The organism is Streptomyces sp. NPDC085460 (assembly GCF_044541975.1).
Classification (GTDB): domain Bacteria; phylum Actinomycetota; class Actinomycetes; order Streptomycetales; family Streptomycetaceae; genus Streptomyces.
In genome coordinates this window covers 44392-68350 of the sequence record NZ_JBITTO010000008.1, presented here as the reverse complement: position 1 = coordinate 68350, position 23959 = coordinate 44392, and the positions used below count along the sequence as shown (strand labels likewise).

The 23959-nt window shown below is 66.7% G+C and carries 27 protein-coding genes and 1 pseudogene; 11 read left to right on the top strand and 17 right to left on the bottom strand.

Annotated features, from left to right (window positions below; genetic code table 11):
* Positions 1-11: 11 nt before the first annotated feature.
* The 6 genes from ACIGHB_RS21550 to ACIGHB_RS21525 all read right to left on the bottom strand — a co-directional run bounded on the left by ACIGHB_RS21550 (position 12) and on the right by ACIGHB_RS21525 (position 3776).
* Positions 12-170 (bottom strand): hypothetical protein, encoded by a 159-nt coding sequence (locus ACIGHB_RS21550; protein ID WP_107063396.1) that lies wholly within the window; start codon positions 168-170, stop codon positions 12-14.
* A 13-nt stretch (positions 171-183) separates the two neighbouring features.
* Positions 184-378: a mobile element transfer protein gene (locus ACIGHB_RS21545; protein WP_399915157.1), complete on the bottom strand. Its 195-nt coding sequence runs from the start codon at positions 376-378 to the stop codon at positions 184-186.
* 17 nt (positions 379-395) lie between these two features.
* Positions 396-1055, bottom strand: coding sequence for a DUF2637 domain-containing protein (locus ACIGHB_RS21540; RefSeq protein WP_399915155.1), 660 nt, complete (start codon positions 1053-1055; stop codon positions 396-398).
* A gap of 88 nt (positions 1056-1143) precedes the next feature.
* Positions 1144-2499 carry an FtsK/SpoIIIE domain-containing protein gene (locus ACIGHB_RS21535; RefSeq protein ID WP_399915153.1) on the bottom strand — a complete coding sequence of 452 codons (1356 nt, stop codon included), beginning with the start codon at positions 2497-2499 and terminating at the stop codon, positions 1144-1146.
* Between the two features lie 2 nt (positions 2500-2501).
* Complete coding sequence (locus ACIGHB_RS21530; protein ID WP_399915151.1) at positions 2502-2858, bottom strand: hypothetical protein; 357 nt, start codon at positions 2856-2858, stop codon at positions 2502-2504.
* Positions 2859-2996: 138 nt separating this feature from the next.
* Positions 2997-3776 carry a GntR family transcriptional regulator gene (locus ACIGHB_RS21525; protein WP_399915632.1) on the bottom strand — a complete coding sequence of 260 codons (780 nt, stop codon included), beginning with the start codon at positions 3774-3776 and terminating at the stop codon, positions 2997-2999.
* Positions 3777-3794: 18 nt separating this feature from the next.
* Between ACIGHB_RS21525 and ACIGHB_RS21520 the strand changes: the two genes are divergently transcribed.
* Positions 3795-4265, top strand: a complete 471-nt coding sequence (locus ACIGHB_RS21520; protein ID WP_399915149.1) for an NUDIX hydrolase — start codon at positions 3795-3797, stop codon at positions 4263-4265.
* Positions 4262-4618, top strand: coding sequence for a hypothetical protein (locus ACIGHB_RS21515; RefSeq protein WP_399915147.1), 357 nt, complete (start codon positions 4262-4264; stop codon positions 4616-4618). The genes ACIGHB_RS21520 and ACIGHB_RS21515 overlap by 4 nt, the downstream gene beginning before the upstream one ends.
* Before the next feature lie 599 nt (positions 4619-5217).
* Here ACIGHB_RS21515 and ACIGHB_RS21510 read toward each other — a convergent pair.
* Both ACIGHB_RS21510 and ACIGHB_RS21505 read right to left on the bottom strand, forming a co-directional pair.
* Positions 5218-7662, bottom strand: coding sequence for a S8 family peptidase (locus ACIGHB_RS21510; protein ID WP_399915145.1), 2445 nt, complete (start codon positions 7660-7662; stop codon positions 5218-5220).
* Between the two features lie 11 nt (positions 7663-7673).
* A complete protein-coding gene (locus ACIGHB_RS21505) occupies positions 7674-8612 on the bottom strand; it encodes an AAA family ATPase (protein WP_399915143.1) in 939 nt (312 codons plus the stop codon).
* Between the two features lie 509 nt (positions 8613-9121).
* Here ACIGHB_RS21505 and ACIGHB_RS21500 point away from each other — a divergent pair.
* Positions 9122-9820 carry a hypothetical protein gene (locus tag ACIGHB_RS21500; RefSeq protein ID WP_399915141.1) on the top strand — a complete coding sequence of 233 codons (699 nt, stop codon included), beginning with the start codon at positions 9122-9124 and terminating at the stop codon, positions 9818-9820.
* Positions 9821-10383: 563 nt separating this feature from the next.
* Here the strand turns inward: ACIGHB_RS21500 and ACIGHB_RS21495 are convergent.
* The 3 genes and pseudogenes from ACIGHB_RS21495 to ACIGHB_RS21485 form a co-directional block, all read right to left on the bottom strand.
* Positions 10384-11091 (bottom strand): GntR family transcriptional regulator, encoded by a 708-nt coding sequence (locus ACIGHB_RS21495; RefSeq protein WP_399915139.1) that lies wholly within the window; start codon positions 11089-11091, stop codon positions 10384-10386.
* Positions 11088-11312: a hypothetical protein gene (locus tag ACIGHB_RS21490; RefSeq protein WP_399915137.1), complete on the bottom strand. Its 225-nt coding sequence runs from the start codon at positions 11310-11312 to the stop codon at positions 11088-11090. Before ACIGHB_RS21490 ends, ACIGHB_RS21495 begins: the two co-directional genes overlap by 4 nt.
* Before the next feature lie 382 nt (positions 11313-11694).
* Positions 11695-11969 (bottom strand): annotated as a pseudogene (locus ACIGHB_RS21485) (hypothetical protein); the annotation flags it as partial.
* 78 nt (positions 11970-12047) lie between these two features.
* Here ACIGHB_RS21485 and ACIGHB_RS21480 point away from each other — a divergent pair.
* Positions 12048-12803, top strand: a complete 756-nt coding sequence (locus tag ACIGHB_RS21480; RefSeq protein ID WP_364626744.1) for a GntR family transcriptional regulator — start codon at positions 12048-12050, stop codon at positions 12801-12803.
* 24 nt (positions 12804-12827) lie between these two features.
* Positions 12828-13022 carry a hypothetical protein gene (locus ACIGHB_RS21475; protein WP_399915134.1) on the top strand — a complete coding sequence of 65 codons (195 nt, stop codon included), beginning with the start codon at positions 12828-12830 and terminating at the stop codon, positions 13020-13022.
* Between the two features lie 508 nt (positions 13023-13530).
* On the opposite strand, the gene ACIGHB_RS21470 is transcribed toward ACIGHB_RS21475, so the two are convergent.
* A complete protein-coding gene (locus tag ACIGHB_RS21470) occupies positions 13531-13887 on the bottom strand; it encodes a hypothetical protein (RefSeq protein ID WP_360311415.1) in 357 nt (118 codons plus the stop codon).
* Between the two features lie 90 nt (positions 13888-13977).
* Between ACIGHB_RS21470 and ACIGHB_RS21465 the strand changes: the two genes are divergently transcribed.
* The 3 genes from ACIGHB_RS21465 (at position 13978) to ACIGHB_RS21455 (ending at position 16663) form a co-directional block, all read left to right on the top strand.
* Positions 13978-14493 (top strand): hypothetical protein, encoded by a 516-nt coding sequence (locus tag ACIGHB_RS21465; protein ID WP_399915132.1) that lies wholly within the window; start codon positions 13978-13980, stop codon positions 14491-14493.
* A 9-nt stretch (positions 14494-14502) separates the two neighbouring features.
* Positions 14503-14718, top strand: coding sequence for a hypothetical protein (locus ACIGHB_RS21460; protein WP_399915130.1), 216 nt, complete (start codon positions 14503-14505; stop codon positions 14716-14718).
* 343 nt (positions 14719-15061) lie between these two features.
* A complete protein-coding gene (locus ACIGHB_RS21455; protein ID WP_360311421.1) occupies positions 15062-16663 on the top strand; it encodes a restriction endonuclease in 1602 nt (533 codons plus the stop codon).
* A gap of 796 nt (positions 16664-17459) precedes the next feature.
* On the opposite strand, the gene ACIGHB_RS21450 is transcribed toward ACIGHB_RS21455, so the two are convergent.
* Positions 17460-19175 carry an HNH endonuclease gene (locus ACIGHB_RS21450; RefSeq protein ID WP_399915128.1) on the bottom strand — a complete coding sequence of 572 codons (1716 nt, stop codon included), beginning with the start codon at positions 19173-19175 and terminating at the stop codon, positions 17460-17462.
* 268 nt (positions 19176-19443) lie between these two features.
* Positions 19444-19635, bottom strand: a complete 192-nt coding sequence (locus ACIGHB_RS21445; protein WP_399915126.1) for a hypothetical protein — start codon at positions 19633-19635, stop codon at positions 19444-19446.
* A gap of 121 nt (positions 19636-19756) precedes the next feature.
* Here ACIGHB_RS21445 and ACIGHB_RS21440 point away from each other — a divergent pair, with 121 nt between their 5' ends.
* On the top strand, positions 19757-20413 hold the full coding sequence (locus tag ACIGHB_RS21440; protein WP_399915124.1) for a DUF4231 domain-containing protein: 657 nt from the start codon (positions 19757-19759) through the stop codon (positions 20411-20413).
* Positions 20414-20437: 24 nt separating this feature from the next.
* Here the strand turns inward: ACIGHB_RS21440 and ACIGHB_RS21435 are convergent, their stop codons facing one another.
* A complete protein-coding gene (locus tag ACIGHB_RS21435) occupies positions 20438-21196 on the bottom strand; it encodes a GntR family transcriptional regulator (protein WP_388870638.1) in 759 nt (252 codons plus the stop codon).
* 190 nt (positions 21197-21386) lie between these two features.
* Between ACIGHB_RS21435 and ACIGHB_RS21430 the strand changes: the two genes are divergently transcribed.
* A complete protein-coding gene (locus ACIGHB_RS21430; protein WP_360311431.1) occupies positions 21387-21608 on the top strand; it encodes a hypothetical protein in 222 nt (73 codons plus the stop codon).
* Between the two features lie 348 nt (positions 21609-21956).
* Positions 21957-22223, top strand: a complete 267-nt coding sequence (locus ACIGHB_RS21425; protein ID WP_360311433.1) for a DUF2277 domain-containing protein — start codon at positions 21957-21959, stop codon at positions 22221-22223.
* Here the strand turns inward: ACIGHB_RS21425 and ACIGHB_RS21420 are convergent.
* Entirely contained in the window at positions 22183-22815 is a 633-nt protein-coding gene (locus tag ACIGHB_RS21420) for a DedA family protein (protein WP_388870860.1), read from the bottom strand. The genes ACIGHB_RS21425 and ACIGHB_RS21420 overlap by 41 nt on opposite strands.
* Positions 22816-23262: 447 nt before the next feature.
* The gene (locus ACIGHB_RS21415) at positions 23263-23736 is read right to left on the bottom strand and encodes a DoxX family protein (RefSeq protein WP_360311477.1); all 474 of its coding nucleotides are present in this window, start codon (positions 23734-23736) and stop codon (positions 23263-23265) included.
* Between the last annotated feature and the right edge of the window lie 223 nt (positions 23737-23959).

The window sequence follows — 23959 nt, the reverse complement described above, 5'->3', positions numbered from 1 at the left end:
TACGGGTCGGGTCACTCGGAGACGGCGGCGTCGATGACGGGCGCCAGGAGGCTGTCGGCGAGGAGGAAGCCGCCGAGGAGGAGCACGGCGACGAGCCACCAGGGCGGGCGGATCAGCTTGATGCCGAGGGCGCCGACGACGAGGAGGGTGAACCAGAGTGGGACGTCCACGGACGGTCTCCGTTCAGTCGATGGGGCGGCAGCGGTGGGTACGGGCCGCGAGCTGGGCGGCCGAGGAGCTGGAGTAGTCGGCGGACCAGCCGCAGCGGTCGGCGGTGCAGACGGCCGCGTACTTGGTGCGTCCGTGGCGGTCGTGGTGGGTGCCGATCTGCACGGGGCCGATGCGCATCAGGGAGTGGAAGTGGTCGCGGGCGGACATGCCGTTCTCCTTCCGGTTCAGGCGAGTTGGGCAGCGATGGCGCTGGCCATGGGCGCGGGGACGCCGAGGCGGGCGCGGAGGGTGTCGGTATCGATGGGGGCGCCGGTACGGGCGTGGTGGTCGGCAGCGACCTTGCGGGCGTGCTCGACGAGGGCGGCCGGGACGGCGGGAGCAGGCTCGGGCGCTGGGGCGGGAAGGGCGGACACGTCTACCGGTTCGATGTCCGGCTGAGTCACGGGCTCGGCGTCCCCGCTGTCCTCCGGCTCGGGTACGTACTCTGGCTCCGCAGGCTCCGGCTCAACAGCTGCGGCAGGGGCAGGCGCGGAATGGGCAAGCAGCGTTCCTCCGAGGAAGGCGACCGCGGGCCATCCGGCGACGCCGAAGCGCAGCCAGGCGGGAGGGGCGGCGAGGTCGAGGAAGCCGGCGGTGGCGACGTTGGCGCCGAGCGAGGCGAAGAGCGAGACCAGGAACCAGCACCAGGCGAGCCGAGACGAGCCGTCCGTGCGGAGCCGGCGCCAGGCGGCGACCAGGAGGAGGTCGACGGAGACGGGGTAGGCCCACGCCTTCCATCCGGTCTGCCCGGCAGCGGCGGCCAGGTCGTGCAAGTGGGCGAAGGACAGCGCACCTGCGATCAGGGCTTGGACCAGCACGGCGTCGACGCGGAGCTTGCTGGTCATGACGGCACCTCCTTGGTGGGCGTTTCGGGCATGGCGGGGGTAGGGACGTGGCGCGAGGAGGCCGCGCCGGCCAGGGGAGTAGGAAGCCTCAGGGAGTCGCCGGGACCACCGGGGCCGGGATGGCCACAGGCACGGCGGGCGAGGCGAGGACCGGCCGGAACGCGTCGAGCGCGGGCAGGTCCGGGGTCAGGTGGGCGTGCTTGTTGCAAGCGTCCACGGCGGCGCGGAGCGAAGTGTGGGGCGTCCGGATGCGGGACCAGCCGCCGGAAGCGTCGCCGGTGATGGCGAGGCCGGGAGCGGAGACGGGAATCTGGACGGTGGCGAGGACGGCGTCCGGCGCGATGTCGCCGAAGGCCATGTTGGCGCTGGTCTCGTCGTTGACACGGTGGGCGGTACGGACGCTGAGTTGGGCGCGGAGCATGGTGATGCCCTTGCCGAGTTCGGAGCCGAAGCGCTGCCCGCAGATCTCCAGGTAGATGCCGGCGGCACGGCCGAGCTGGGCGAGCCGGGCGAGGGCGGTGATGATTCGGTCGCGCCGCTTCTCCTCGTCCTTCGTGGCGAAGAGCGCGAGTTCGGCGACCTCGTCCACGAGAAGGACGATGGGCACGGGCCGGAGGTGGTCGGGGAGGTCCCAGATGTCGGCGGCGATGTCGGCGTCCGGGGTGTCGGCGGTGATGCGCTGTTCGGCGCGGATGAGTTGGTAGACGTCCTCCATGTGCGCGATGAGGGCATCGAGCAGGTCGGCGGCGGTGTCGGGGTTGTCGGCCAGCGCGGAGAACCGCCGGGCCAGAGGGAACAGCTCCACCCCCTGCTTGCAGTCGATCCCCACCAAGGCGACTTCCTGAGCGGCGAGTTCGGCCACCAAATTCCGCTGGTAGACCGACTTCCCCGACTTGGTGGCGCCGATGGTGAGGGCGTGCGGGGTGGTCCGGTAGTCGCGGTAGTGGACGTCCCCGTCCTCCCGCAGAGCGACCGGCACCCGCATTATCGAGCGCTCGGCCCGCGCCGGCATCTGAACCCGCCGGAGCACGTCGTACCCGGTCATCCGGAGTTCGACCACACCGGAGCGGATCTCCCGCGAGGTGACTCCGAACATCCCGAACGAGTGCCGGAGCCGGTCGCACGAGGCCGCCACGTCGAAGGCGTCCTGCCCGGGCCGGAGCCCCAGCCGTAAGACGAGCCCGGTACGGGTGGGCCGGAGCCGCAGGATGCGCGGCGCCCGCGGTTCGGGAACGGGCCGGTTCGCCATCCGGGCGATGGCGAGGCGCCAGCGGGGCGGCGGAACGGTGAGCCCGCAGGCGTCCATGACCGCCCGGTACCGGCCGAGGACCCGGCAGGTGGCGAACGTGACGCCGAAGGAGAGCCAGTACCAGGCGGGCCGCCGCCACCGCAGGAGACCCGCGAGGACGGCGACCAGCACCACAGCGGCGATCAACCACCGCATGATCAGGCGGCCTTCGGCATCGAGGCGCCCGCGGCGAGCGAGGTGACGGCCACGGCCCGGAAGGCGATGCCGTGCCGACGCTGCCCGTTGAACTCGCTCTCCCACGGCCGGGCGACGAGTCCCGTGATCGCCACGGGGGTCCCCATGACCAGATCGGCGGAGACACCGGTCTCCGGGACGGTCACGGTCAGGATCTCCACCTCACCGTTGGCCGCGAACATGACGTCCACGGTCGACAGCGCGGCCCCGGTCTCGGCGTCCATGGCGCGCTCGCCGGTACGGCGGTCCTTCACCTTGGGCTGCGGGGGCTGGGCCACCATCACGGTGGCGGCGGAGGTGTCGACGGGAATCTGACGCACGAAGATCACTCCTCTAGAAGTCCTGAACTCCTTCACTCATGTACATGAGTGACATGAAGAAGAGTGCACCACTCCTATACATGAGTCAACCCGCCCGGACGAAGAAGTCCGAGCGGGCTGGCAGGAATTGACCGCGCGTCAGTCGGCGGCGGGGATCCGGTACTCGAAGACGAACTGGTCAGCGGCCATGAGGGTGTCGCAGACCTCGACCACCCGCCCGGTCTTGGTGACGGCGTTCCGCAGCAGGTGAACGACAGGAGCACCAGGACTCAACGCCAGCTCGGACGCCTCGGCCTTCGACGCAGGCCGGGCCTGGAGCGTCTCCACGAACTCCTCGAAGACGTGCCCGTCGCCCTCAAGCCGGGCGTAGATCCCGCCGGGCCCGGGGTTCTCGGAGAACAGCTCAGGGATGTCCTTCACGACGTCCCACGGCAGATAGGATGAAGCAGTCTCGACGGGAGTCCCGTTCCGGAAGTACAGCCGCCGCCGAGCCAGCACCTGAGCCCCAGCCTCGACGCCCAACCGCGAGGCGATCTCCTCAGAAGCCTCCATGGGCCCGATGAACAGCACGCTCACCTTGGCGGTGGCCCCGGACTGAGCCGACTCAGCCAGATAAGCAGCCTTCCCACCCCGCCGATGAGACGCCCGGAACCGATCCGACGACCGCAGCCGCACAGGCGGCCGGTCTTTCACGATCGACCCCTTCCCGTGCCGCGTCTCCACGAGCCCACTGGCCCGCACCTCGACCATGGCCTTCCGAATGGTCCCGCCGGCGACGCCGTACCGCTCGACAAGCTCGGACTCGCTCGGCACCAGGTCACCAGGCTTGAGAGCGCCGGCCCGGATCTGCTCCACGATCTCTTCGGCGATCTGGACGTACCGGGGGACCGCCCTGCCACCCCCTGCAGTCGTACCCATAGTCCTCTTCACTCTCCTATGCTCCTGTACATGAGTAACAGCGCCCAGAAGACGACGTCAACGCCACTGCACTCCGTGTCCGTCGCGGGCGCAGTCGTACGCGAAGACGGCCGCCTCCTGGCGATCCGCCGAGCCGACAACGGCACCTGGGAACTCCCGGGCGGCGTCCTCGAACTCACGGAGTCCCCCGAAGCCGGCGTGACCCGCGAGGTCTGGGAGGAGACCGGCATCCGGGTAGAGGTGGAAGAGCTGACCGGCGTCTACAAGAACACCACCCGAGGCATCGTGGCCCTGGTCTTCCGCTGCAAGCCCGCCGGCGGCGAGGAACGAACCTCCGCCGAGTCGACCGCGGTCGAATGGCTCACCCCGGAAGAGATCACCGCCCGCATGACCGAGGTCTACGCGATCCGCCTCCTCGACGCCCTGGACAACAAGGGCCCCCACGTCCGCAGCCACGACGGCCGCCACCTGCTGAAGAACTCCGCATGACGAAGCCGAAGCCGCTGCACGAGTTCGAAAACGTCGACGACCTCTTGGACCAGGTCCGCCTCCGCCCAGGCGTGTGGCTCCCGGGCGGTTCTCTGACCCACTTGGACTCCATGCTCATCGGCTACCGAGTGGCCATGGCCGTGCACAACGTAGAAGAGGACTTCCCCTTCTGGACTCCAGGTGGGGACTCCCCCTTCGACCTTTGGCTGAACAAGCGCTCCGGCACTGCAAGCTCCCTGCGTTGGTCTGCACGTATCGAGCACGAAGCCAAGACACTCGGCACCCCGCCCAATGAGCTGTTCTTCACCCTGCTCGACCAGTTCCGCGCCGAGCACCAGCAGCAGGCGCGGTAAGAGTTTCCCTACTTCATCAAGGCACCCGCCGCGCACGGCGCGGCGCGCGCGGCCCGTCGCCCGGGCCTGCGCTCCTGTCTGCGCCCCGCTCCAGCCCGGCCGCCAGCCGCACGCCTGACGGCTCGGGTTGATGGGTGACGAACCCACAAGGTGGCCAAGGCGGTACGCAAGTGCGGCTCAAGACGATGCCTCCGGCGGGGGGCGCTCAGGCTCCGGGATGGAGGGGGCCCGTGCGCGGGTGCCGGCCGGTGGGGTGTGGAGGTGGGGACTCTCATCCCGTCTGCCGTCGACCCAGGCAGAGCCGAGCAGACACGGCACCGGGCGTCCAGGTCGTTCGTACAGTGGCGCGCTCCACCTGGACGCCCGGCACCGCGCCTGCTCCACAGTGTGTGGGTCGACGGCAGACGGGATGAGAGTCGGGGGACGGCTGAGCAGAGCAGCGAGCACACGTGCAAACTTGGCTGAGGCGCCAGATATCAAGACGCCCTATGTCCCGCCTAAGTCCCTGCAGCTGTGGGTCTCCCCTAGCGCAGCGATGGGGGAGACCCAGTTTGTGTCAGGTTTTAAGCGCATCGAGGTCAGACCGCCGTATGAATCACTTAGCCACGAGCCTGGGCACGTACGCTCGCCTGCGCCTTCATGGCCCTTACCTTCGCGCGCAAGTCTGCGTAGATCGGAGGCAGTTCTTCACTAACCCAAAATCGGATAGCGACTGCGTAAGGCTGCCGATTAACGGCGGAGTCCCAGCGGTTTATATTCTGCACAGCCAGAACGAGCTCTGAGGCGTTCTCATTGAATCGCTTTAGGGCCGAACTCCACTCGATCCGCCCTACCTGATTGGCGCCAGCAGATCGAGCCATACGGCTCGGCCGCAAGGCGAGCTTCTGCTGGTTCGAGAGATCTGACAGCGTATCCAAGCGAATACCCGCATCTTTTCGGGCCCGCCTTACCGATTTTTCTTCTGCCAGCAGCAGGTCGATGGTTGCTTCGGGAGAAACGCCCCGCAGCAACTCCCACTGCATATGAGAGCCAAGATAGTCCATTCTTCGCGCCCTGACAGGAGGGTCGTAACACAGGGAAACAGTTATACCCCGCCTCGCACGCCGCGAAATAAAGAAGGCGTCGGGCACAGGGATCGTATACAGATGCACCGAATCCAGTGCAATTGTTTCTTCAGCGAAGAGCACTGTATCTCGGTCGCCGCTTAGCACACTACGCTGCTCAGAGACCTCACCATAGCCTGCCAACCACAGAGTATTGGCATCGCGGACACCCTTAGTTAGAGCCTTGACGTCCTGCAGAGGCGAAACGCGCTCCGTGACCGACTGCAAGACCAGCGATCTGATTAGATTCGCCGAAGCCTCCGGATACGCTTCCTGCACAATCGCGCAAGCCCGCGCCACTCTCGGTGCTGCGAGGCTTGTACCGACGTCATAAGCTACGAGCGCCGATCCATCAGGGCGCCCATCAGCCACTGCAACCCTGAAGGCGTCGCTGTGCTGCAGAGTGTTCTTATCAATGGAAAGTCCAAGCGTTCCCGCTGGTGCGCTGACTTCTGGCTTGATCGCTCCATTGATCCCCGGACCGATCCGCGAGAACGGTGACGGCCATCCGGGCTTACCGATGGGGTGAGTTCCCAGATCAGCCGAGCGAAGCGCAGGAACAGCACCTCCGACGGTGATCGCGATCGCCGACGGGGCGGGATCAATGAGTCCTGCATCCGGGCTCTCCAGCATGCGCTGGGGGTAATTTTCGCGAAATTCTGGACCGATCTTTCCAGAATACAGCGCGGGCGCCATGGTTCCCGTAGGCACAACAAATACGACGCCGAATTTTTTCGCCAAACTGTCCAAAACCGCTGCAAGTACTGGCGCCCGGTCGCCGCCGACTGTCGTGTTCTCATCGCCAAGACTGAGATTGATTACCTTTACCCCACGAGCGGCGAGGTAAGAGACGGCCTCAGTAATTTCCGATTGCGGAAGTCGGTTGAATGGGATCTTATTGTCCCCATCGAGAACTCTCACCGACAAGATGCGACACGGCGGATCCGCCCACTCTCCTGATGTCAGATGCTCTTCAATCGAGCCCCGGAGCAGGATGCTGGCAACCGCGGTGCCGTGACCGTTTCGGTCAGCTCCATCGTTATGGAAGCTGTTGACTGCAGCAATCTCAGCAACGCAGCCCCGCACGAGAGGGTGTTCGGCTTGGATCCCGCTGTCTATGATTCCCACGATGGGAGCGTCGGCTGCCGGCAGAGGAAGTCCGGAGAGTTGCTCTAGGCTAACGTCACTCGGACTCAAGTGTCCGGCCTGACCAGCAGGCAGCGTTTCAACCTTGGCGACCAGGTCAGTGTTCAGTAGCTTAGATATGACCGCAGGTACTGCAGTCACTCGCATTATTGATACACCTGCGGCCGCACTCGAGAATGAGTCGTGGACGTCCGCACCAAGGCGACGAAGCGCCTGGTCAATCAGAGACATCCAGTCATCAGCTTTTTGCTGCTCACCAGGGTGCCATATCTCAACATCCACTGTGAGGCTGCCGGCCACGTTTGAGGTTTCGAGCGCGGAAGCCAGCGCGACTCCGAGCCTGTCCTGCCTCCCGTAACGGCGCACACTGACAATATTGTCGAAAAAACCTTCGTAAGAGGCGGAAATCTGACCCTTTTTCGGCCCCTGCGAGTACAGATCGAGCCGCCGCACAAATTCCGTCATTTGCGGGTCATCACTAAAGGCTACGACCCGACTAGACTCTCGAGCCTCAATGATGCGTAGGCCCGATCTATGCCATTCAGGCTCTTCCGATGGGCCGACAGTTTGCGTCCCAATCTTAACTACAAGAATGAGACGAGGGTCGATCCCGAGAGCTGGCTCCGGATTTCCGAGCTCATCGAAGATGAAGTCGATATTCTCGTGAATATCGTCACCATGCTTCTCCCGATCGCTAAATTGTCGCCCCGCGCCGCGTCCGGCGACCTTACGCCTGGCACCCTCGATGGTGGTTCGATCTATCTCAATATGAGGAAGCGCTGCAGATTCAAACATCGGAAGCGGAATCAACCCTGAGATTTCCCTGCCTCCTTGTACCTTCTTTTGCGAGCCGCAGCACTGTCCACCAAATCAGCAGTAGAGATGCTTTTAGCCCCAGCAAGAACCGACTTCCGCATAGCATCCAGGCATACCGACTCGATCTCGGCATGACTCATTCCCGCAAGAGCCCGCGAGACTTGCTCTTTGTTCACTTTGTAATCGAACCTGCGAAGCTTGAGTTCCAATAGCGCAGCAATCTGCGCTTGTGTAGGGTTCCGATACGTCAGAACCTCATCAAATCGCCGCCACATGGCAGAGTCTAGAGACGTACCATGATTGGTTGTGGCGATCACGAGGTTATCGGAATTGAAATCCTCAAGCTGCTGTAGCAGAACCGTAGAAACTCGGCGCATTTCACCGTGATCCGAGTCTTCGCGCTCCCCTGCGAAGATGTCGATTTCGTCGAAACTAACAACCCATTGGTCAGTTTCGACGTAAGACAAGATTCTTTCTAGGTGCCGAGCGGTCTGTCCCAAATAGGAAGAAATCACTGCCGAAAGCCGCACCCTGACAAGGGGAACTCCAAGGGAGTAAGCCAATGCCTCAGCGGTTTTGGTCTTACCAGTGCCACTTGGGCCAGCGAGAAGCAATTTACTTCGAGGGCGCAACCCATACGCCGCCAACCGGCTGGCATGGCGATGCTCGTTAAGGATCTCCCTGAGGGCGGCGACGGTGGGTGGAGGCAGCACCAAATCAGGCAAAGAGACCACAGGTTCACTCACTGTGACCAGCGGTACATCCTCGTCGCTCACTGGCACGGTCGCCAGGCTGTTGGCGGTCACCGGCCTGCGCCGGCCACGGGCCGCTGCAGCCCTCTCCAGGCGCCCAGCCAGGTTTCCTGCAGGACTGGACTCACGGAAGGCGCCCGATCGAACGGCATGGTTGAGGGACTCCTCCTGCTCCATCCACAGAGTCTCAGCTTGGTCGCTGGTAGCCACTTCGTTCCTCCCAGGGCCTGGGCAAAGGTGTCCCTGGAGACACCTGCCCAGCGCTACCATACCCAACACTCGGCCGGCTCTACATGGTTCGGCGTATGAGATTTGGGACAAATAACTTCGCTCGGGGGAGTTGCCTTGATGACCGACGGTAGCGTTGCCTACTCGCAGGTAGATTCTCTTGAACTGTCGACGGCTATTAGGGGATCCGATTTCAAGAAGACGTCAGCCAAAGGAGTTTTGACCCTCAGTGGGCCCTGCCCCCGGTGCGGCCACGAATTTTCTTGCAGTCTCCCTTTGAAGCCAGTACTTGTCACTCCGGGATCTTACGTCACCGGCCAGTCTGCTAGCGGCTCCTTGACCGCGAATCCGCAAGAACACACCGTCTATTGCTCATGCACCCACGACCATGAAGGGCGCCCTGAGGGAGAGCTCGGCTGCGGCGCCATGACTCGTTTCCTCCTCAGGAAGGCCCAGCCATGAGCGGATCTCGGAAACTGGATCACGATCTCGATCTAAGTGACGTTCCAGTCGAGCAGCTAGAGTTTCTGCCATCTCCCAATCCGGCCACTCCAGATGATCTTCGCTGGGCGAAGATGGCCGGAGAAGCACGTTTCAATGGCCTTCCAGACATCCAGCGAACAGCAGAGCGCTGGGGTGCCACAATCCTGGTAATCACCGGACTGCTTACTACTCTGACCGTTGTACGCGGCGCTTCAGATCTGGCAGCACTGAGAGATCTGTGGCCGCATAAGATCTTGGTCGGATCATTTGCGGGCATCGCACTCCTGGTTGCGATTATCAGCGTTATTCTGGCTGCGATGGCCGCTCAAGGTCAACCCGTCGAAATCGTGGTCAGTGGTCCCCGCTTCGAAGAAGCTACCGGCAAGGCAACCAAGACGGCCAGCGGTCGGTTGAAATGGAGTCGCTATCTTGCGGTCCTTGTTGTGCCATTCTATCTGGCAGCCCTAGGAATCATGGCGTATGCGCCACAGGCCACCGATCAGCCGCCCAGAATTACCGTCACTGACGAAGTTGGGGGCACATACTGCGGGACGTCCGCAAAGAAGCAGGGTGGAAATTTGGTGGTCGTAGGTGAGAAGGGCGTGGTTGCGAAAGTGCCGCTTTCGTCGGTAGTAAATCTCTCTCCTGTAGCCAAGTGTCCCGGCAAGAAGTAGTTCGGCGTCTACTTCCTGGCGTCAAGCACGCCGCAGTGTGGAGTGCCGGCAGGGCTAGTTCACGCGCTGGGTCGTGGACTACACGTGGACGGCGCACCTACGGTCCCAGAATCGCAACTCTCTGATCAGGCGCAACGGTGACATCGCAAGGGGCCTCCGGAGCCGTGTGCGAGTGAAGCCCCCAGCAGAGACGCTGGGGGCTTCTTGGCGGTCCGAGTGGTGGTTTGAGCGCCTTCCGCGTTTCGGGGAAGCGGTGCCCTTAGTGGTGCTGACGCGGATTCCCGTCTACGGAAGCCGCCGACCGCGGCTCTCTGCAACGCGTAGCACCTGACCCAGGGCTTCCGTAAGGTCTGCGGACACCGCGCGGAGAGCCGTCGGGTCGAGATCCGGGAGGCTCAGTAACTCGATGGCGTGGTCCAGTACCTCGCCTGCCTGGTCGAGGTAGGTAGTTTCGAGGGCGTCGGCCAGGCGAGACAGACGGCTGCTGTCGTCGTCGGTGCTCAGGAAGCACGGCTTGCCGTCAGGGCCGGACCACGGGAGGAGCCGCAGTTCGTTGCATGAGGTCATCTGCCTGTCTCCCCTTTCTCAGGTGTCGGGTACGTGGTGAAGACCGCGTCTGCGGCATCACTGGGGAGGGCCAGAAGCCCGGCTTCGAGTACGCGGCCAGTGGAGTTGAGGACGATGCGCGTGATGGTGAGGACCGTCCGGGTGGGGCTGATGCGGAGGGCGGTTGCCTCTTCCGGGGTCGGGAGGCGGGCGGTGACCGTCTCCTGGGTTTCCGTACGGCCGGCATCTCGGCTGCCCGGCCAGGAGGATGCGGCGAGTTGTGCGGCCAGTGCGAGGTCGTGGGGGACGTAGATGCGGGCCACGCTTCGTGGAGTCTCGCCCTCGTAGGTCGTGCAGTGGAACTCGGTCAGGGGGGTGCTGGACGGGACCTTCAAGAGGGTTCTGATGTGGCCGCGGGCCCGGATGTTGGTCGTGCGGATGGTGGTCTGGAGGTCGGGGGCGAAAGGAATGCCGCCGCCGCCCGTGTAGGTGATGCGGCGGAGCGGAGTGCGGACGAAGTTGCCCTTGCCATGGGTCTTCTCGATGAGTCCTTCGGCCTGGAGGAGGGCGAGGGCCTGGCGGACTGTCGGGGTGCTGACTTTGTAGTGGGTGGCCAGCTTGGGTTCCGAGGGGAGGCGGTCTCCGGGCTTGAGGCGGCCGGTGGTGATCTGGGTGCGGAGGTCTTCGGCGATGGTGTCGCGGAGGGTCGGCACGGTTGCGGTCACCACCTTTTCTGGACTCGGAGGGCGATCAGGCGGGTGCGGGGGTGCATGGTCAGTTGCTCGCCGGTTTCGAAGAGGAGGCGTTTTGCGCCGAGGGGGAGTTGGCGGAGGTCGGCTACTCGGCAAGGTTGGCCGCCGATCTGGATGACGTCGCCTCGCTGGACGTTGATCGAGGTGATCTCGATGGGGGCGACCACGGCGCCGGTCGGGGTCCAGGGCTTCATGCCGTTGCCTCCGGGCGGGGTGGGATGGTCGCCGGCGTGTGGCAGGGGCAGGCACATGCCTCGTAGATCACCGGGATGTCGACCGGAGCCGTTGCCGGGGAGGAGTGGGCGCACTCGTGGTGGGTGCCGATCTGGCAGCGGGACGAGCGGTACGGGGTGGGCTTCGCGTGAGGCATCAGGCCGCCTCCGCCGGCGTGGCGTGGGGGTGCTTGGCAGCGATGACGTACCGGCTGGCGAGAGGTGTGCTCGCGTCGTGGGTGATGGCCTGTCCCAGTGGAGTGGCGCGGCGTAAGGGCTTGTGAGGGTGGGCGGTTCGGGCGTGCCGCGGTCTGGTGGGGTGAGGTGCGCGGCGGATACGGTTGCGCATGCTGATCAGCTCCCATCGCTGATGGCCGGGTCCCCGGACGTCGCGTGTCGCGGGGACCGCTTGTTCACTGCGGCCCAGAGGGTTCGGCCGCTCAGGCTGGTGGCGAGGAGACCGAAGCGGTCTGCCTGTGCCAGGACTTCCAGGACCTCCCGCCATGTCTCTGCGGGAAGGGTTTCCGGTACCTCCGCTTCGATCGACGTGTGTCTGGCGTGGGCCAGTACGCGTGTGGTGAGTCCGAGGGCGGATAACCGGGCGGCGAGGGCCTCCGCGCTTACTTCGGGAGCAGGCACAGGGCAGCCTCCGTTACCAGTGATCACTTTAAGTGAAGCTAGTTAACTAGATTAGAGCTAGTGGACTAGATTTTCCATATGCCTGAGCAGCCGCCATACCTCCGTATCGCCGACGAACTGCGGCGGCGGATCGCGGAGCACGAGTGGAGTCCTGGAGACCGGCTGCCCTCGCGGGCCCAGATCGGCCAGGAGTGCGGGGTGGGCGAGAACGTCGTTCGCCGGGCCCAGGAGCTGTTGATCTCCCAGGGCGTGCTGGAGGGGCGGGCCGGGTCCGGGACCTATGTGGCCGAGCCCCGGCGGCGGGTGCGGATGGTGCGGTCCGCGGCGCGCGAGCAGCCGGACGGGTCGCCGTTCCGGGCGGACATGAAGGCCGTTGGGCGGAACGGTGGCTGGGAGAGCCGAACCGATGCGAAGGTGCCCGCGCCCGCGGAAATCGCTGCGCGGCTCGGGATCGGTGAGGGCGAGCTGTGCGTCCGGACTGTGTACGAGTTTCTCGCCGACGGGCGGCCCGTGCAGCTGTCTACGAGCTGGGAGCCGTACGACCTGACCGGCGGGACTCTTGTAGTTCTGCCCGAGGGCGGGCCGCACGCCGGGGCCGGCGTCGTGAACCGGATGGCCGAGATCGGCGTCACCGTCAGTCATGCCGTCGAGCAGCCGGAGCCGCGGCAGGCGAGCGCCGAGGAAGCCTCACTTCTCGGGATCCAGAAGGCCGCGCTCGTCACCCATATTCGGCGGACCTACTACAGCGACCAGGGCCGGCCCGTGGAGACGGCGGACATCGTCGTGCCCGCTGCGCTGTGCGAGATCGTCTATGAGATCCCGATCAATCGCTGACGGAGCACCACGCAAGGGGGAGTCATGGAGTCGCTCGGTTTTGCCATCGGCGGTTTGATCTGGGGCGTACCTGTTGCCGCTCTCGTGGTGCTGGTGGTTGTGGCCGTCGCGGTCGGCCGATGGCGGCGGAAGGCCATGGCGGCCCTGGAGGGCGGGGAGCGGGCGGCGGACGGGCAGTGCGCATCCGGTCGGACGGTCGGCACGGCGGAAGAGGTCTGAGCCCATTTCCCGGGTCGTGTGCTGTCGGTGTGCTGCTGTCCGCCGCGGTTGCGCCTCCCCGCTCTGCGTCGAGCGCTGGAAGCATTCCAGGGTCCGGCGACGAAGGGGGCAGGATGGTTCAGTCGAAGTGCGGTGCTCCTACCCAGAGCGGGGGCCGCTGCCAGAACAAGGCGATGACGGGTACCTCTCGGTGCTCCAAGCACCAGGGGCCGTGGTCGCCGTACGGGGTTGAGCAGCGGAAGAAGAAGGAAGCCGAAGCCAAGATGAAGAGGCTTCGGAAGAAGCGGTAGCGGGCCGTCGAGTGGGGTCGGCTGACATCCAAAACTGACATCAACGGCGGTGGATGACAGCGGTCGCCCGCGTGCTGTCGCGGTGGTGGTGACCAGCGATCCGCCCTTGGCGGGGGCGCCCCGCACGAGCTTACAAAGCAGATGTCGGCGGTTCGAAACCGTCCGCGCCCACCAGTGCAAAGGCCCCCAGTCGATCTTGGCTGGGGGTCTTTGACGTCCTAGTGGTGGTGGGCGAACACCTGCTGCTGTTCGTCCTGCCAGGTCCAGTCGGCTGGGCGGGTGAACGGTTCGGTTCGGGCGAGGGTGGAGAACTGGTCGGACGGCTCCCGGGTGGCCTTGTTCACCACGAGGGCCGAGAGCATCGGTGAGCGGCCGTCATCGTTGTCGTGGAGGCAGACGTCCTTGAGAAGGTAGGTCATGACTCCGCGGTGTGGCGGGATGGAGTCGAACCCCTGCGCCGCCAGCTCGGCACTCAGTTCCCCGTAGGTGATGGTCTGACGCCGGCGGGCCCGCTGCCGGAGAATATCGACGGCCGCCTCGACCGCTGCAGGGTACTGCGGGTCCTTGGTCCTCACTGCCGTCCCCCTCAGCTGGTTCTGTCTCTCGCGCATCGTAGCGGCGAGGGACACTCCTGCTACACGATCACGGTTCAGGAGGGGGAGACGGTGGACGATTTCCGCTTCAGTTGGGAACTGAGTGGCGCCGGGGGTGCCACGTATCGGATCGCCGATGGCGTCTCGGAGCATGAGACCCATGTCGGCTACTGCACGGACGCCCTTGCCGATCTGCTGTACGCCATGACGGGGCTCTACAGTGACTCGTCCGGTGAACGCTTCTCCTTCGACCGTGAGCCCATGGAGACGAGGTGGCTCCTGCGGCGCCAGGGCGTAGACGTGACCATCGACATCTTCGAGTTCCCGGACGGGGGAACGAGCTGGGGCTCACCCGACGGGACGGGTGGCACCTTTCTCTGGAGCTCCACCCAGTCCCGTGGCGTGCTGTGCCACGCGGTGAAGGAAGCGGCCGAGGCCGTGCTGCGAGAGCACGGTGAGGAGGGGTACCAGGAGAAGTGGATGTTGCACCCGTTTCCCATTGCCGCCTTGCAGGACCTGCGGCGCTTGCACCGACGAGACGATGACTGCCGGTACGAGCAGTGCCGGACCGATCCTGAGAGCTGGTGACGACGGGGCATGCGCGATGAGCAGCTCGATGAGCCACTGTCGGACGAGGAGCTGAAGCTCTTCACCCAGTACCTGCACCGGCTCGCCAACCATGACGTGGACATCTCCCTGAGCATGGAGGTCGGACATCCCGAGAACCCTGTCTACGTGGTGTTCGGCAGGGACTACCCCCGGCCGGGGATGCTTCGGACTATCGGCGGCCGTTCGCGGACCCGCGACAGGTGACATCCCAATCTGACATCAACGACGGTGGATGACGGCAGCCCTGAACGGCTCTTCGTGACACCCGCGAGCTGGGGTGGTCCCTTGCGAACTGCGGTCCGTGCGAGCTTACGACGCGGGTGGGGATCGGGTGGCGCAGATTCGGATGCCCGGCAGAGGTCGACCGTCAGTGCGTGGTGGGAGGGTGCTGTCATGCGGGGCGCAGTCTTCGGCTTGCTGGGGACGCCTCCGGAGCACGCCGTGATTACTCGCGCCGGTCTAAGGTGACGTCCCTACCCTGCGTGATTCTGTGACGTGGGAGGGGAATGCAGCCGTGTGGCGGAGTAAGGCCAGGGAGGGATAGCAGGTGGCGCAACGGGGCAGCGGCCGGGGCAACGACTATCAGCGGCAGCAGCAAGCGTTACGACGTGCCCAGGAGCAACAGGCACGACAAGTGGAGCGGGAACGCAAGGCCGCTGAGACGGCCAGCAAGCGGCAGGAGCGCGAGCGGAAGGCTGCGTATCAGCAGCACCAGGCCGAGCAGGCGCAGGTGCGCACGATCGCGGTCGAGCATGAGGCCGAGCAGCTAGGGAAGTTGCTCCGTGACGCGGTGGTGAGCGACCCGCCTACAACCTTTGAGCGCCGGCGGAGGACTCACACGCCGAAGAAGTTTGACGAGCGTCCCTGGTCTCGTCCGGAGCCTTCGCCGCGCTGGGATGAGTTCGCGCCACCGGAGCCTGGCGGTCTGGCTGCTGTCTTGGGTCTTGGCAGGAAGCGCTATGAAGCTGCGGTTGCCGAGGCGCGAGCGCGGTTCGGCGAGGCACAAGAGCGCCACAGGCGAGCCGAGGAGATGCGCCTGGCGACGTTGGAGCGGAAGCGCGCCGAGCATCGCCAGGCCGAAGCGCAGGCCCTTGACAAGGTGGCAGCCTTCAATGCGAAGTTGGACGAAGAGCGCGAGGCATACAGGGCTGGGGAGCCAGCAGCGGTCGAGGGTCATCTAGGGGATGTTCTGTATGCGTCGGAGTATCCATTGGGCTTCCCCCACGAGCATCGGATCGCCTTTCGACCTGCCACGGGTGACGTACTCGTTGAGATCCACTTGCCGCCTGAAACGATCGTCCCTACCGCGCGGGGCTACCGTTACGTGAAGAACCGGGATGAGACGACCGTGTTGCCCCGTCCGGAGAAAGAGCGCAAGGAGATCTATGCCTCCGTCCTCGCCCAAGTCGCTCTGAGGACTGTCCACGAGGTCTTCACGAGCGATCCGGATCGGATCGTCAATGGGGTGATCCTGAACGGTCATGTGAGAACCATCGACCGGGCCACCGGCCAGGAGGTCTCACCCTGTCTGGTGACGCTTAGTGTCAGCAGGGAGCAGTTCGGGAAGATCCGTCTCAGTCAGGTCGATCCAGCGCAGTGCCTCAGGGGACTCAACGCGTTGGTGTCTCCCAACCCTTACGATCTCGAATCGATCCGCCCCATCATTGAGTTTGACCTGTCGAAGTACCGGCTTATGGACAGCATGGACGTAGTCGCAGGACTGGACAGCAGGCCCGTGCTGGTGAAGCTGACGCCCACCGAGTTCGAGCACCTGATTCGCCAACTGTTCGAGGCGATTGGCATGGAGGCATGGAACACCCAGGCGTCCAAAGACGAGGGCGTTGATGCGGTGGCTGTCAGCAAGGATCCCGTCTTCAACGGTGAGTGCATCATTCAGGCGAAGCGCTACAGCAAGCTCGTGGGTGTGGAGTCCGTCCAGGCGTTGGCCGGAGTGGTCGAGCACAAGCGTGCCGCCAAGGGGGTCCTGATCACCACATCGTGGTTCGGCAGAGCCAGCCACGACTTTGCCCGCCAGCATGGTCGGCTCCAGCTCATCGAAGGGCCGGAACTGAAGTACTTGATCAAGGAGCACCTTGGCAAGGATGTGATCCCGGGCCCGGTCCCCCCGAAGAGGCGCCCCGCACGCTGAGGCCGACGGCCCGCCCGCTCAGATCGAGTCGCTGACGTCAGCAAAGCCAGTCGGAGGCGAGTTCGGTTGGGGGAGAGGTTTTCGTTTTTCCTATGGGGCTGATGCGGACGCTTTGTACCGGGTGATGGAGCCGGGCTTGCGTGCGCTTCCGCTTTGGCCGGCGCACGTCGTGCTGCGCTACGGGGAGCCCGGTAATGACGTCGTGAGCAAGCGGATTGCGCTCTGAGCACGCGTGCCAGTTGCGTGCCAGATCGAGCGGTCAACCACGGTCACTGGAGGGTTGCTGCGGGATCGACACCTCGTGAGAGCCGTCGCAGCACGCAGACGGGGTGAGCTGCGGTGACGGCTCGGCTGCGGGCGCCAGGCTTACAAAGCAGATGTCGGCGGTTCGAAACCGTCCGCGCCCACCAGCACAAAGGCCCCCAGTCGATTTCGACTGGGGGCCTCTGACGTCCATGTCTGACGTCAAAGGGTGTGATCAGGGGAAATGGTGGAGGAAGTCTTCGACTCGCGGGGAGAAGGAGGGGCTCCGGGAGGGGCGGCGGTGGACGGGGTTCGGGGCGGGTGGGTTCGTGGTGCTGAGGGGCGACGGACCGATGGTCGGGTGTGTTCGGCTTTCCGGGGAGAGGTGCGGACGTCGTTCTCCGTCGGGCAGGGGATTGGTTGATTTGGTGGGTGGGGTCTGAGGGCGGGGGCGGTTTCGGTTTCTTAGTGTCGGTTCGTGTGGCTCGCGGCTTCGTGTTCGATGACGGTTGTCGTGCGCGCCTTCTGATGTGTGGCTGCCGTCTGGTTCCAGTCAGAAGGTCTTGCCTTGGGCGGCATGGGCGGTCGTGTCCCTGCCGCAGAGCGCTCGGTGGTAGCGAAGGTGCGCTTCGTCGAGTGGGTGGGCGGGGTGCTTGCGGAGCGGGCCCAGGGGGCTGTCGTTCGCGGTCGAGCGAACGGTTCCTTCAGTGTCGATGTAGATCGCCAGGGTGTCGAACTGAACGTGGTGATTCGGGCACAGGACGAGCAGGTTGGCCAGTTCGTCGGGGCCGTTGTGGGGGCGGCCGAGGCCACGGATGTGAGCGGCCTCGCTGTAGGTGCCGAAGCGAGTCGACAACTGGAGGGCGCACACCTGACAGCGGTCGTCGTGCAGCTTCTTCACCTTGGCCGTGAGGGCGGTGTCGCGGATGAGGCGGGAGGAGGTGACCGTGCGGCGTGCGGCAGGAACGGTTTCCCTCGTGTGATCCTCGGTGGAGTCCTCGATGCCGCCAGCGCTTTCGTAGCCGGCCAGGCCCAGCCGCTCCAGCAGGGCGTGCTGATCTATGTCTGCCAGGTAGGTCTCCCGCAGGACAGCCACAGCCTGGGACCGGACGAAGGGGTCTCCCAGCAGGCGCGCGACCTGCTCGGTCACTCCTCCTTCGGGGTTGAGCCTGTCGAACGCTGCAGCGTGGGCCACGGCGTTCAGCTCGGCTGGGAGGCCATGGACGTCCCACAGTCGGCTCGTCTGCAGGTGGACGAATGGGTACTCGGGTGTCACGGAGGATTCGGGAAGGCCGAACTCGACCAACAAGCTGCCCACTTCCTCGCGGAACTCTCGCCACGGTGCGAGATGCGGCCTGCCCGTGGCCACTCGGGAGATGCCCCACAGTAGAGCCAACGGCTTGTGCCGGGTCTGCCGCCCGTTCCTCTTGTGGACCCGGAGGTTCCGCAATCTGTCCATGAGCATGCTCACCTTGAGCTCGGCGGACGATTCGGTCGGTGTGCGGGAGGCCGAACCGGAGGCGCCTGGTTCGCGCGGCGCGGGAAGCGGCGACGGGAGGTCCCGGCCGCTCTCGGGCGACTGGCGGAACGGTTCCTTGTTGCCGGGAGGGCGAACGGCCCGACGCCGAACCTCGGGTCTCGCGGCATGCCCCTGCTCCACCCACTGGCGCCAGGAACGGGGGGCGAGCCTGAGAGCGTCCGCGGTCGAGAGCTCAAGGTTGCCCCGAGCCTCGATCCAAGCCCAGTCGACCCGATCGTCCTCTGCGCTCAGATCCAGGACGGACAGTTCGTATCGATAGTTCGGGAAGGGGATTCCCTTCGCCTGCTGCTCGATCTGCTCGGCGTGGTCGATCACTGCCACGCCGCAGAACTCGACGTATCCCTTGGGCGTCTTGTTGCGCGATACCGCGGCGAACACCAGCAGCGGTACGGCCGCCGCGCGCTGCTCCCCAGTGAGCCCCTGGTGTTTCTCCAGTGCCTCCAGCAGGACCGCATTGCCTTGAGTGGTGCCCACCGGGACCGTGTGGTCGACCCGATGGTCGCCGAAATAGAGGATTCGGCCGTTGTCCAGGTCGAACACATCGTGCCAGGGCGTTTCAGCCGTTCCGGCCTTCCACGGGCTGGAACGGATCAGGATGCTCGGACGGCGCAGCCCGTCGGGCGTCTTGATCTTGGCAATCGGGTTGATGCCCTTGCTGAGCTGGATCTGAGCGAGCCTCTCCGAGGCTGTGACGTGGTGGATGTTCGGGTGACCGTCGATGAACGCCACCTCGGGATCTCTGTTCCGAGCAGACCGAAACACGTCCCCGACACGCAACAGGCTTCCCACCGGTCCTCCCCCTCATGGCACTGCCCCCGCCTCCTCGATCTTGCCAGGTCTCCGCGCGTGGCCGTGATGGTGCCGGGCGGGTGGGTGGAGGGTGGGTGGAGGGTGGGGGTGGACGCGAGGTTCGGGGGGTGGCTCGTGAGGGGTGGAGTGGTGGTGGACGGTCGGGGGCGGTGGGGTGCTCGCCGTTCGTCGGGGGTGTGGGACGGGGTTACTTGATGACGTCCACCTTCTTGTCGCCTGCCGGCTTCGCCAGCGGGGCCGGCTTGACCGTGCCCGTTTCGCGGTTGCTGGCGTCGGTGGACGGGGCGGCGGTCGGGGCGGTCAGGACGGCGGCCAGGGCGGCGGCCGTCGTGGCCAGGAGGGCCATCGCGAGGCGGATGCGGGGGGTGGTGGTCGGCATGTCGGCTCCCGGGTTCGTGGTGGCGGGTGGTGGGGTGGGGGGAACGTACCGTGCGGGGGCGGTTGGGGGGAACAGGGGCGGCGAGTTGACGGGGGTGCCGCCGGGTGGGTGTACTCCGGGGGTGGATGACGTGGGGGACGCGCCCGAAGTCGGGGTGGCCGGTGGGGAGATGACGCCGCAGCGGTACGTCGACGGGCGGCTGTCGCAGTATCAGGAGTGGTACGACGTCAAGGCGACGCGGATGAAGGCCATGCATCTGCGGATGCGGACCGTGTCCGTCGTCGGCGGGGCGCTCGTGCCGGTGTTCGTGAATCTGGACGCCGGGTTCGCGCGGGTCACCGCCACCGTGCTGAGTGTCGTCGTGGTCGCGGCGGTGTCGCTGGAGAGCGTCTACCGGTATCGCGAGCAGTGGAAGAACTACCGTTCCACCGAGCAGCTGCTCGGGCACGAGCGGGTCTACTTCGAGACCCGGGTCGGGCCGTACCGGGAGCTGGCCGAGCGGGAGGCGTTCACCCTGCTCGTCGCCCGCGTCGAGAAGGCCATCGCCCAGGAGAACGCCGCCACGCTGAACGTCATGACGTTGGGTGGGCAGGTGAGTGCCGATGTGCAGGGGGCCGGGTCAGGGAGTGGGCAGGCGGGCGGGGCGGGGAGTGGGCAGGCGGCCGGGGCGGGGAGTGGGCAGGCAAGCGGGGCGGGGAGTGGGCAGGCGGGCGGGGCGGGGAGTGGGCAGGGTGGTGGGGCCGGGAAGGGTGGGGTGCCTGGTGCTCGGGAAGGGTGAGCTGGGCAGGTCCTTCACCGGCGCTCACGCGTCGAAGTCGTACTCCAGGATGTAGGACGACGCGTCCAGCGTCATCTCGTTGAGTTCGACCGGCCTGCCGGGTTCCGTGAACGCCGTGCGGCCGATCAGGACCACCGGGGTGCCCGGCGGGAGGGTCAGGCGGTCGGTCTCGTCCGCCGTCGGCATCCGGCAGCGGATCTCCTCGCGGAAGTGGACCGGGCGGTGGCCCAGCTCCGTGAGGCGGGCGTACGTCCCGCCGGGGCCCGTGTCGGGGCGGGCGATGGGCGTGCCGCGTGCCAGGTCGGCGGAGAGGTACGAGACCGAGAGCAGCACCGGCTTGTCGTCCAGGACGAAGCGCCGGCTGCGGACGCAGACGGGGGCGTGCGGCGCCAGGCCCAGGGCGTCCGCGATGCGGGTGCCGGCCTCCTCCTCCGACACCACGATCTGGTCCACGACCAGGTCCCTGTTCTCCACCTCCGCCGCCCAGACCGAACGGCCGCCGCCCCAGCCGTCCCCGGCGAGGCGCGGGATGCCGCGGCGGCGCAGCGGGCGGAAGGCGCGGACGAAGACGCCGGCGCCCCTGCGGGCCTCCGTGAGGCCCTCGCCGCGGAGCACCGCGAGGGCCTGGCGGGCGGTCATCCGGGCCACCTCGTAGGTGGACATGAGGTCGTTCTCGCCGGGGAGCCGGTCGCCCGGCGCGAAGTCGCCGGACTCGATCGCCGTTCTCAACTCATCCGCGATGCGCTGGTACTTGGGCCGACGAGCGCCGTCCTGGTCAGTCACGCGTGGACCACTCCCTTCGTCTGCGGGACACCCTAAGGGGCTCCCCGCGGCCAGGGTGCACACGTGTGCGCCGTCCTGCCCTCGCGATCCATCCATCGGGGGACATCTCTAGAGATACGTTGACAGGGCGGAGTCTCCGCGTTTCCCTGGGTGTCCCCATGCAGCGTGCGGGACGGGACGGAGGGGTTGCGTGCAGCCAGTGCCCGAGGTCGGCGACCTCGTCCGCGACACCGCCACGGGGCGGGTCGGCTTCTTCGTGCGGAGCGACTCCGGCCGCTTCCTGATCCGCGCCGTCCACGGCGGCGCCGAGTGGGAGGCCGAGGCCGGCGACGTCCAGCTCGCCACCCCGCTGCGCGAGCTCCGCGCCCGCGCCGCCGAGATCAACGCGCGCAGCCGGCGTGGCTTGAACTGAACCCTGCGGCTCGCGGGACCGTCGCCGTGCGGTTTGTTTGAATCACCTGTGCCGCTCCGGGCCTGATCCTGTGCCGCTCCGGGACTGATCTGTGCCGCTTCCGGGACTGGCCGTGCGGCTCGCGGGACTGGCCTGTGCGGCTCGCGTGAGCGGCCCCGTGCGGCTCGCGTGAGCGGCCTGCGGCTCGTCTGAATGACCCGGGCCGTTCCCGGGACCCGCCCGTGCCGTGCCGCTCGCTGGAATGGCCCGTGCCCCTTCCGGTACCGAACCCGGCCGCTCCCGCCGCAACCGAACCCTGCCACTCCAGTACCGCCCCCCGCTGTCAGTGCCGCGCGTCACACTGGAGGCATGTGCCGCAGCATCAAGACGCTCCGCCCGCCCGTCCTGCCCCACGAGGCGACCCAGGACGACATCCGCGCCGCCGCGCTCCAGTACGTCCGCAAGGTCTCCGGCTTCCGCGCGCCCGCCGCGCACAACCGGGAGGTCTTCGACCGGGCCGTCGACGAGATCGCCGACGCGACCGCCCGCCTCCTCGCCACCCTGGAGGTGAGAGGAGCGCACCCTCACCCTCCGGTCAGGACGCCGGAGCCGGAGCCGCGCCCGGACGCCGTATGAGATAGCCGGCCAGCCCGCCCGCCAGCAGGAGCGCCAGGGTCGAGACGCCCGCGCTGAACCAGGTCGCGCCCAGCCACGCCCCGCCCAGCCAGCCGAGGCCCACGCTGTACGAGGCCCAGATCACCGCCGCCAGGGCGGACCAGGGCAGGAACTCCTCGGGGCGCCGCCCCGCCGCGCCCGCGCCCAGGGAGACCACGGAGCGGCCCGCCGGGGCGAAGCGGGCCAGGACCACGATGAAGCCGCCGCCCCGGGCCAGGGCGGTGCCGAGACGTTCCCGCGCCACGGTCAGGCGGCGGGACCGGGCTATCGCGCTGTCCAGCCGCCGGCCGCCGCGCAGGGCCAGCCGGTACGCCAGGAAGTCGCCGAGCATCGAGGCCGCCGCCGCGGTGAGCAGCAGCGGCAGCAGGGAGGGCACGTCGGCGGGGGCCGTGGCCGCGCCGAGGGAGGCGGAAGCGGCCGTGGCGGCGGAGATCACGAGGAAGCCGCTCGGCAGAACGGGCAGAAAGACGTCGAGCAGGATCGACGTCGCCACCACCGGATAGATCCACGGGCCCGCGGTCAGCGACCTCAGCGAGCCCATGCTGTCGAGCAGATTCACAGGGCCAGAGCCTACGCGCCGATGCCCGCGCCCCCGCCGGGTGGGTGTCGGCGGGGGCGCGGGGGCGGGTGCGGGTACGGGCGGGGGCGCTGGGGCGGGTGCCGGAGAGGGCACGGGGGTGGGTGCCGCGGCGAGGGCGCCCAGGCGGTGAGTGCCGGTGGGTGCTGGTGGGTGCCGGTGGGTGCGTCCCGCCGGGGGCCAGCGGTGCGTGCCGGTGGACGGGTGCCGGCGGGGGCTAGGGGTGAGTGCCGGGTGTGTGGCGGCTGGGGCCCCGGGAGGTGGGTGCCGGTGGGGTGGCGGCGGCGGCCCGGGGTGCGTGCCCGTAGGGGTGGCGGCAGGGGCCCGTTCCCGTAGGGGTGCGACGGGGATCCGTGCCTGTTGAGGTGGTGGCAGGGGTCCGTGCCCGTAAGGGTGGCGGCGGGGATCCGTGCCCGTAGGGCGTCAGGCGGTGACCGGGGTGCCCTGCTTCTCCGTGCCCTGCGCGTTCTGGTCCTGCGCGGTGCCCCGCGCGTCCTTCTGGCCGCCGAAGAGCGCGTCGAGCGCGAGCCCGCCCGGGCCCGTGAAGATCAGCAGGGCGAAGGCCCAGCAGAAGAGGGCGGCCGTCTCGCCGCCGTTCTGGAGCGGGAAGAGCGCGTCCGGCTGGTGGGCCCAGAAGTACGCGTACGCCATCGAGCCCGAGGCTATGAAGGCCGCGCCGCGCGTGCCGAGACCGATCAGGACGAGGCCGCCGCAGACGAGCTGGATCACCGCCGCGTACCAGCCGGGCCAGGCACCGGTGGGGACGGTGCCGCCGTTCATCGTGCCGCCGAGGACGCCGAAGAGCGAGGCGGCGCCGTGGCAGGCGAAGAGCAGGCCGACGACGATCCGGAAGAGGCCGAGCGCGTAGGGCTGCGCCTGGTTCAGGCGGTTGGTCAGGGTGCTCATGGTGGGGGAACTCCTTCGGCCGGCCCGCCCCGTGAGGGGGCGGGCGTGTGGGGGACGGGTACCGAACGGCCGCCAGGTTAGGCATCCCTGAGTAGTACTTGCAAGTTCAAACATCTCCTTCGCGGGGGCGCGCCTGGGGGAGGGCCGCTCTGGTCTGGACCAGGGTGGCTCAGGTCTGGACCACAGGCGCGCCGATTTCACGCCGTTTCCTACG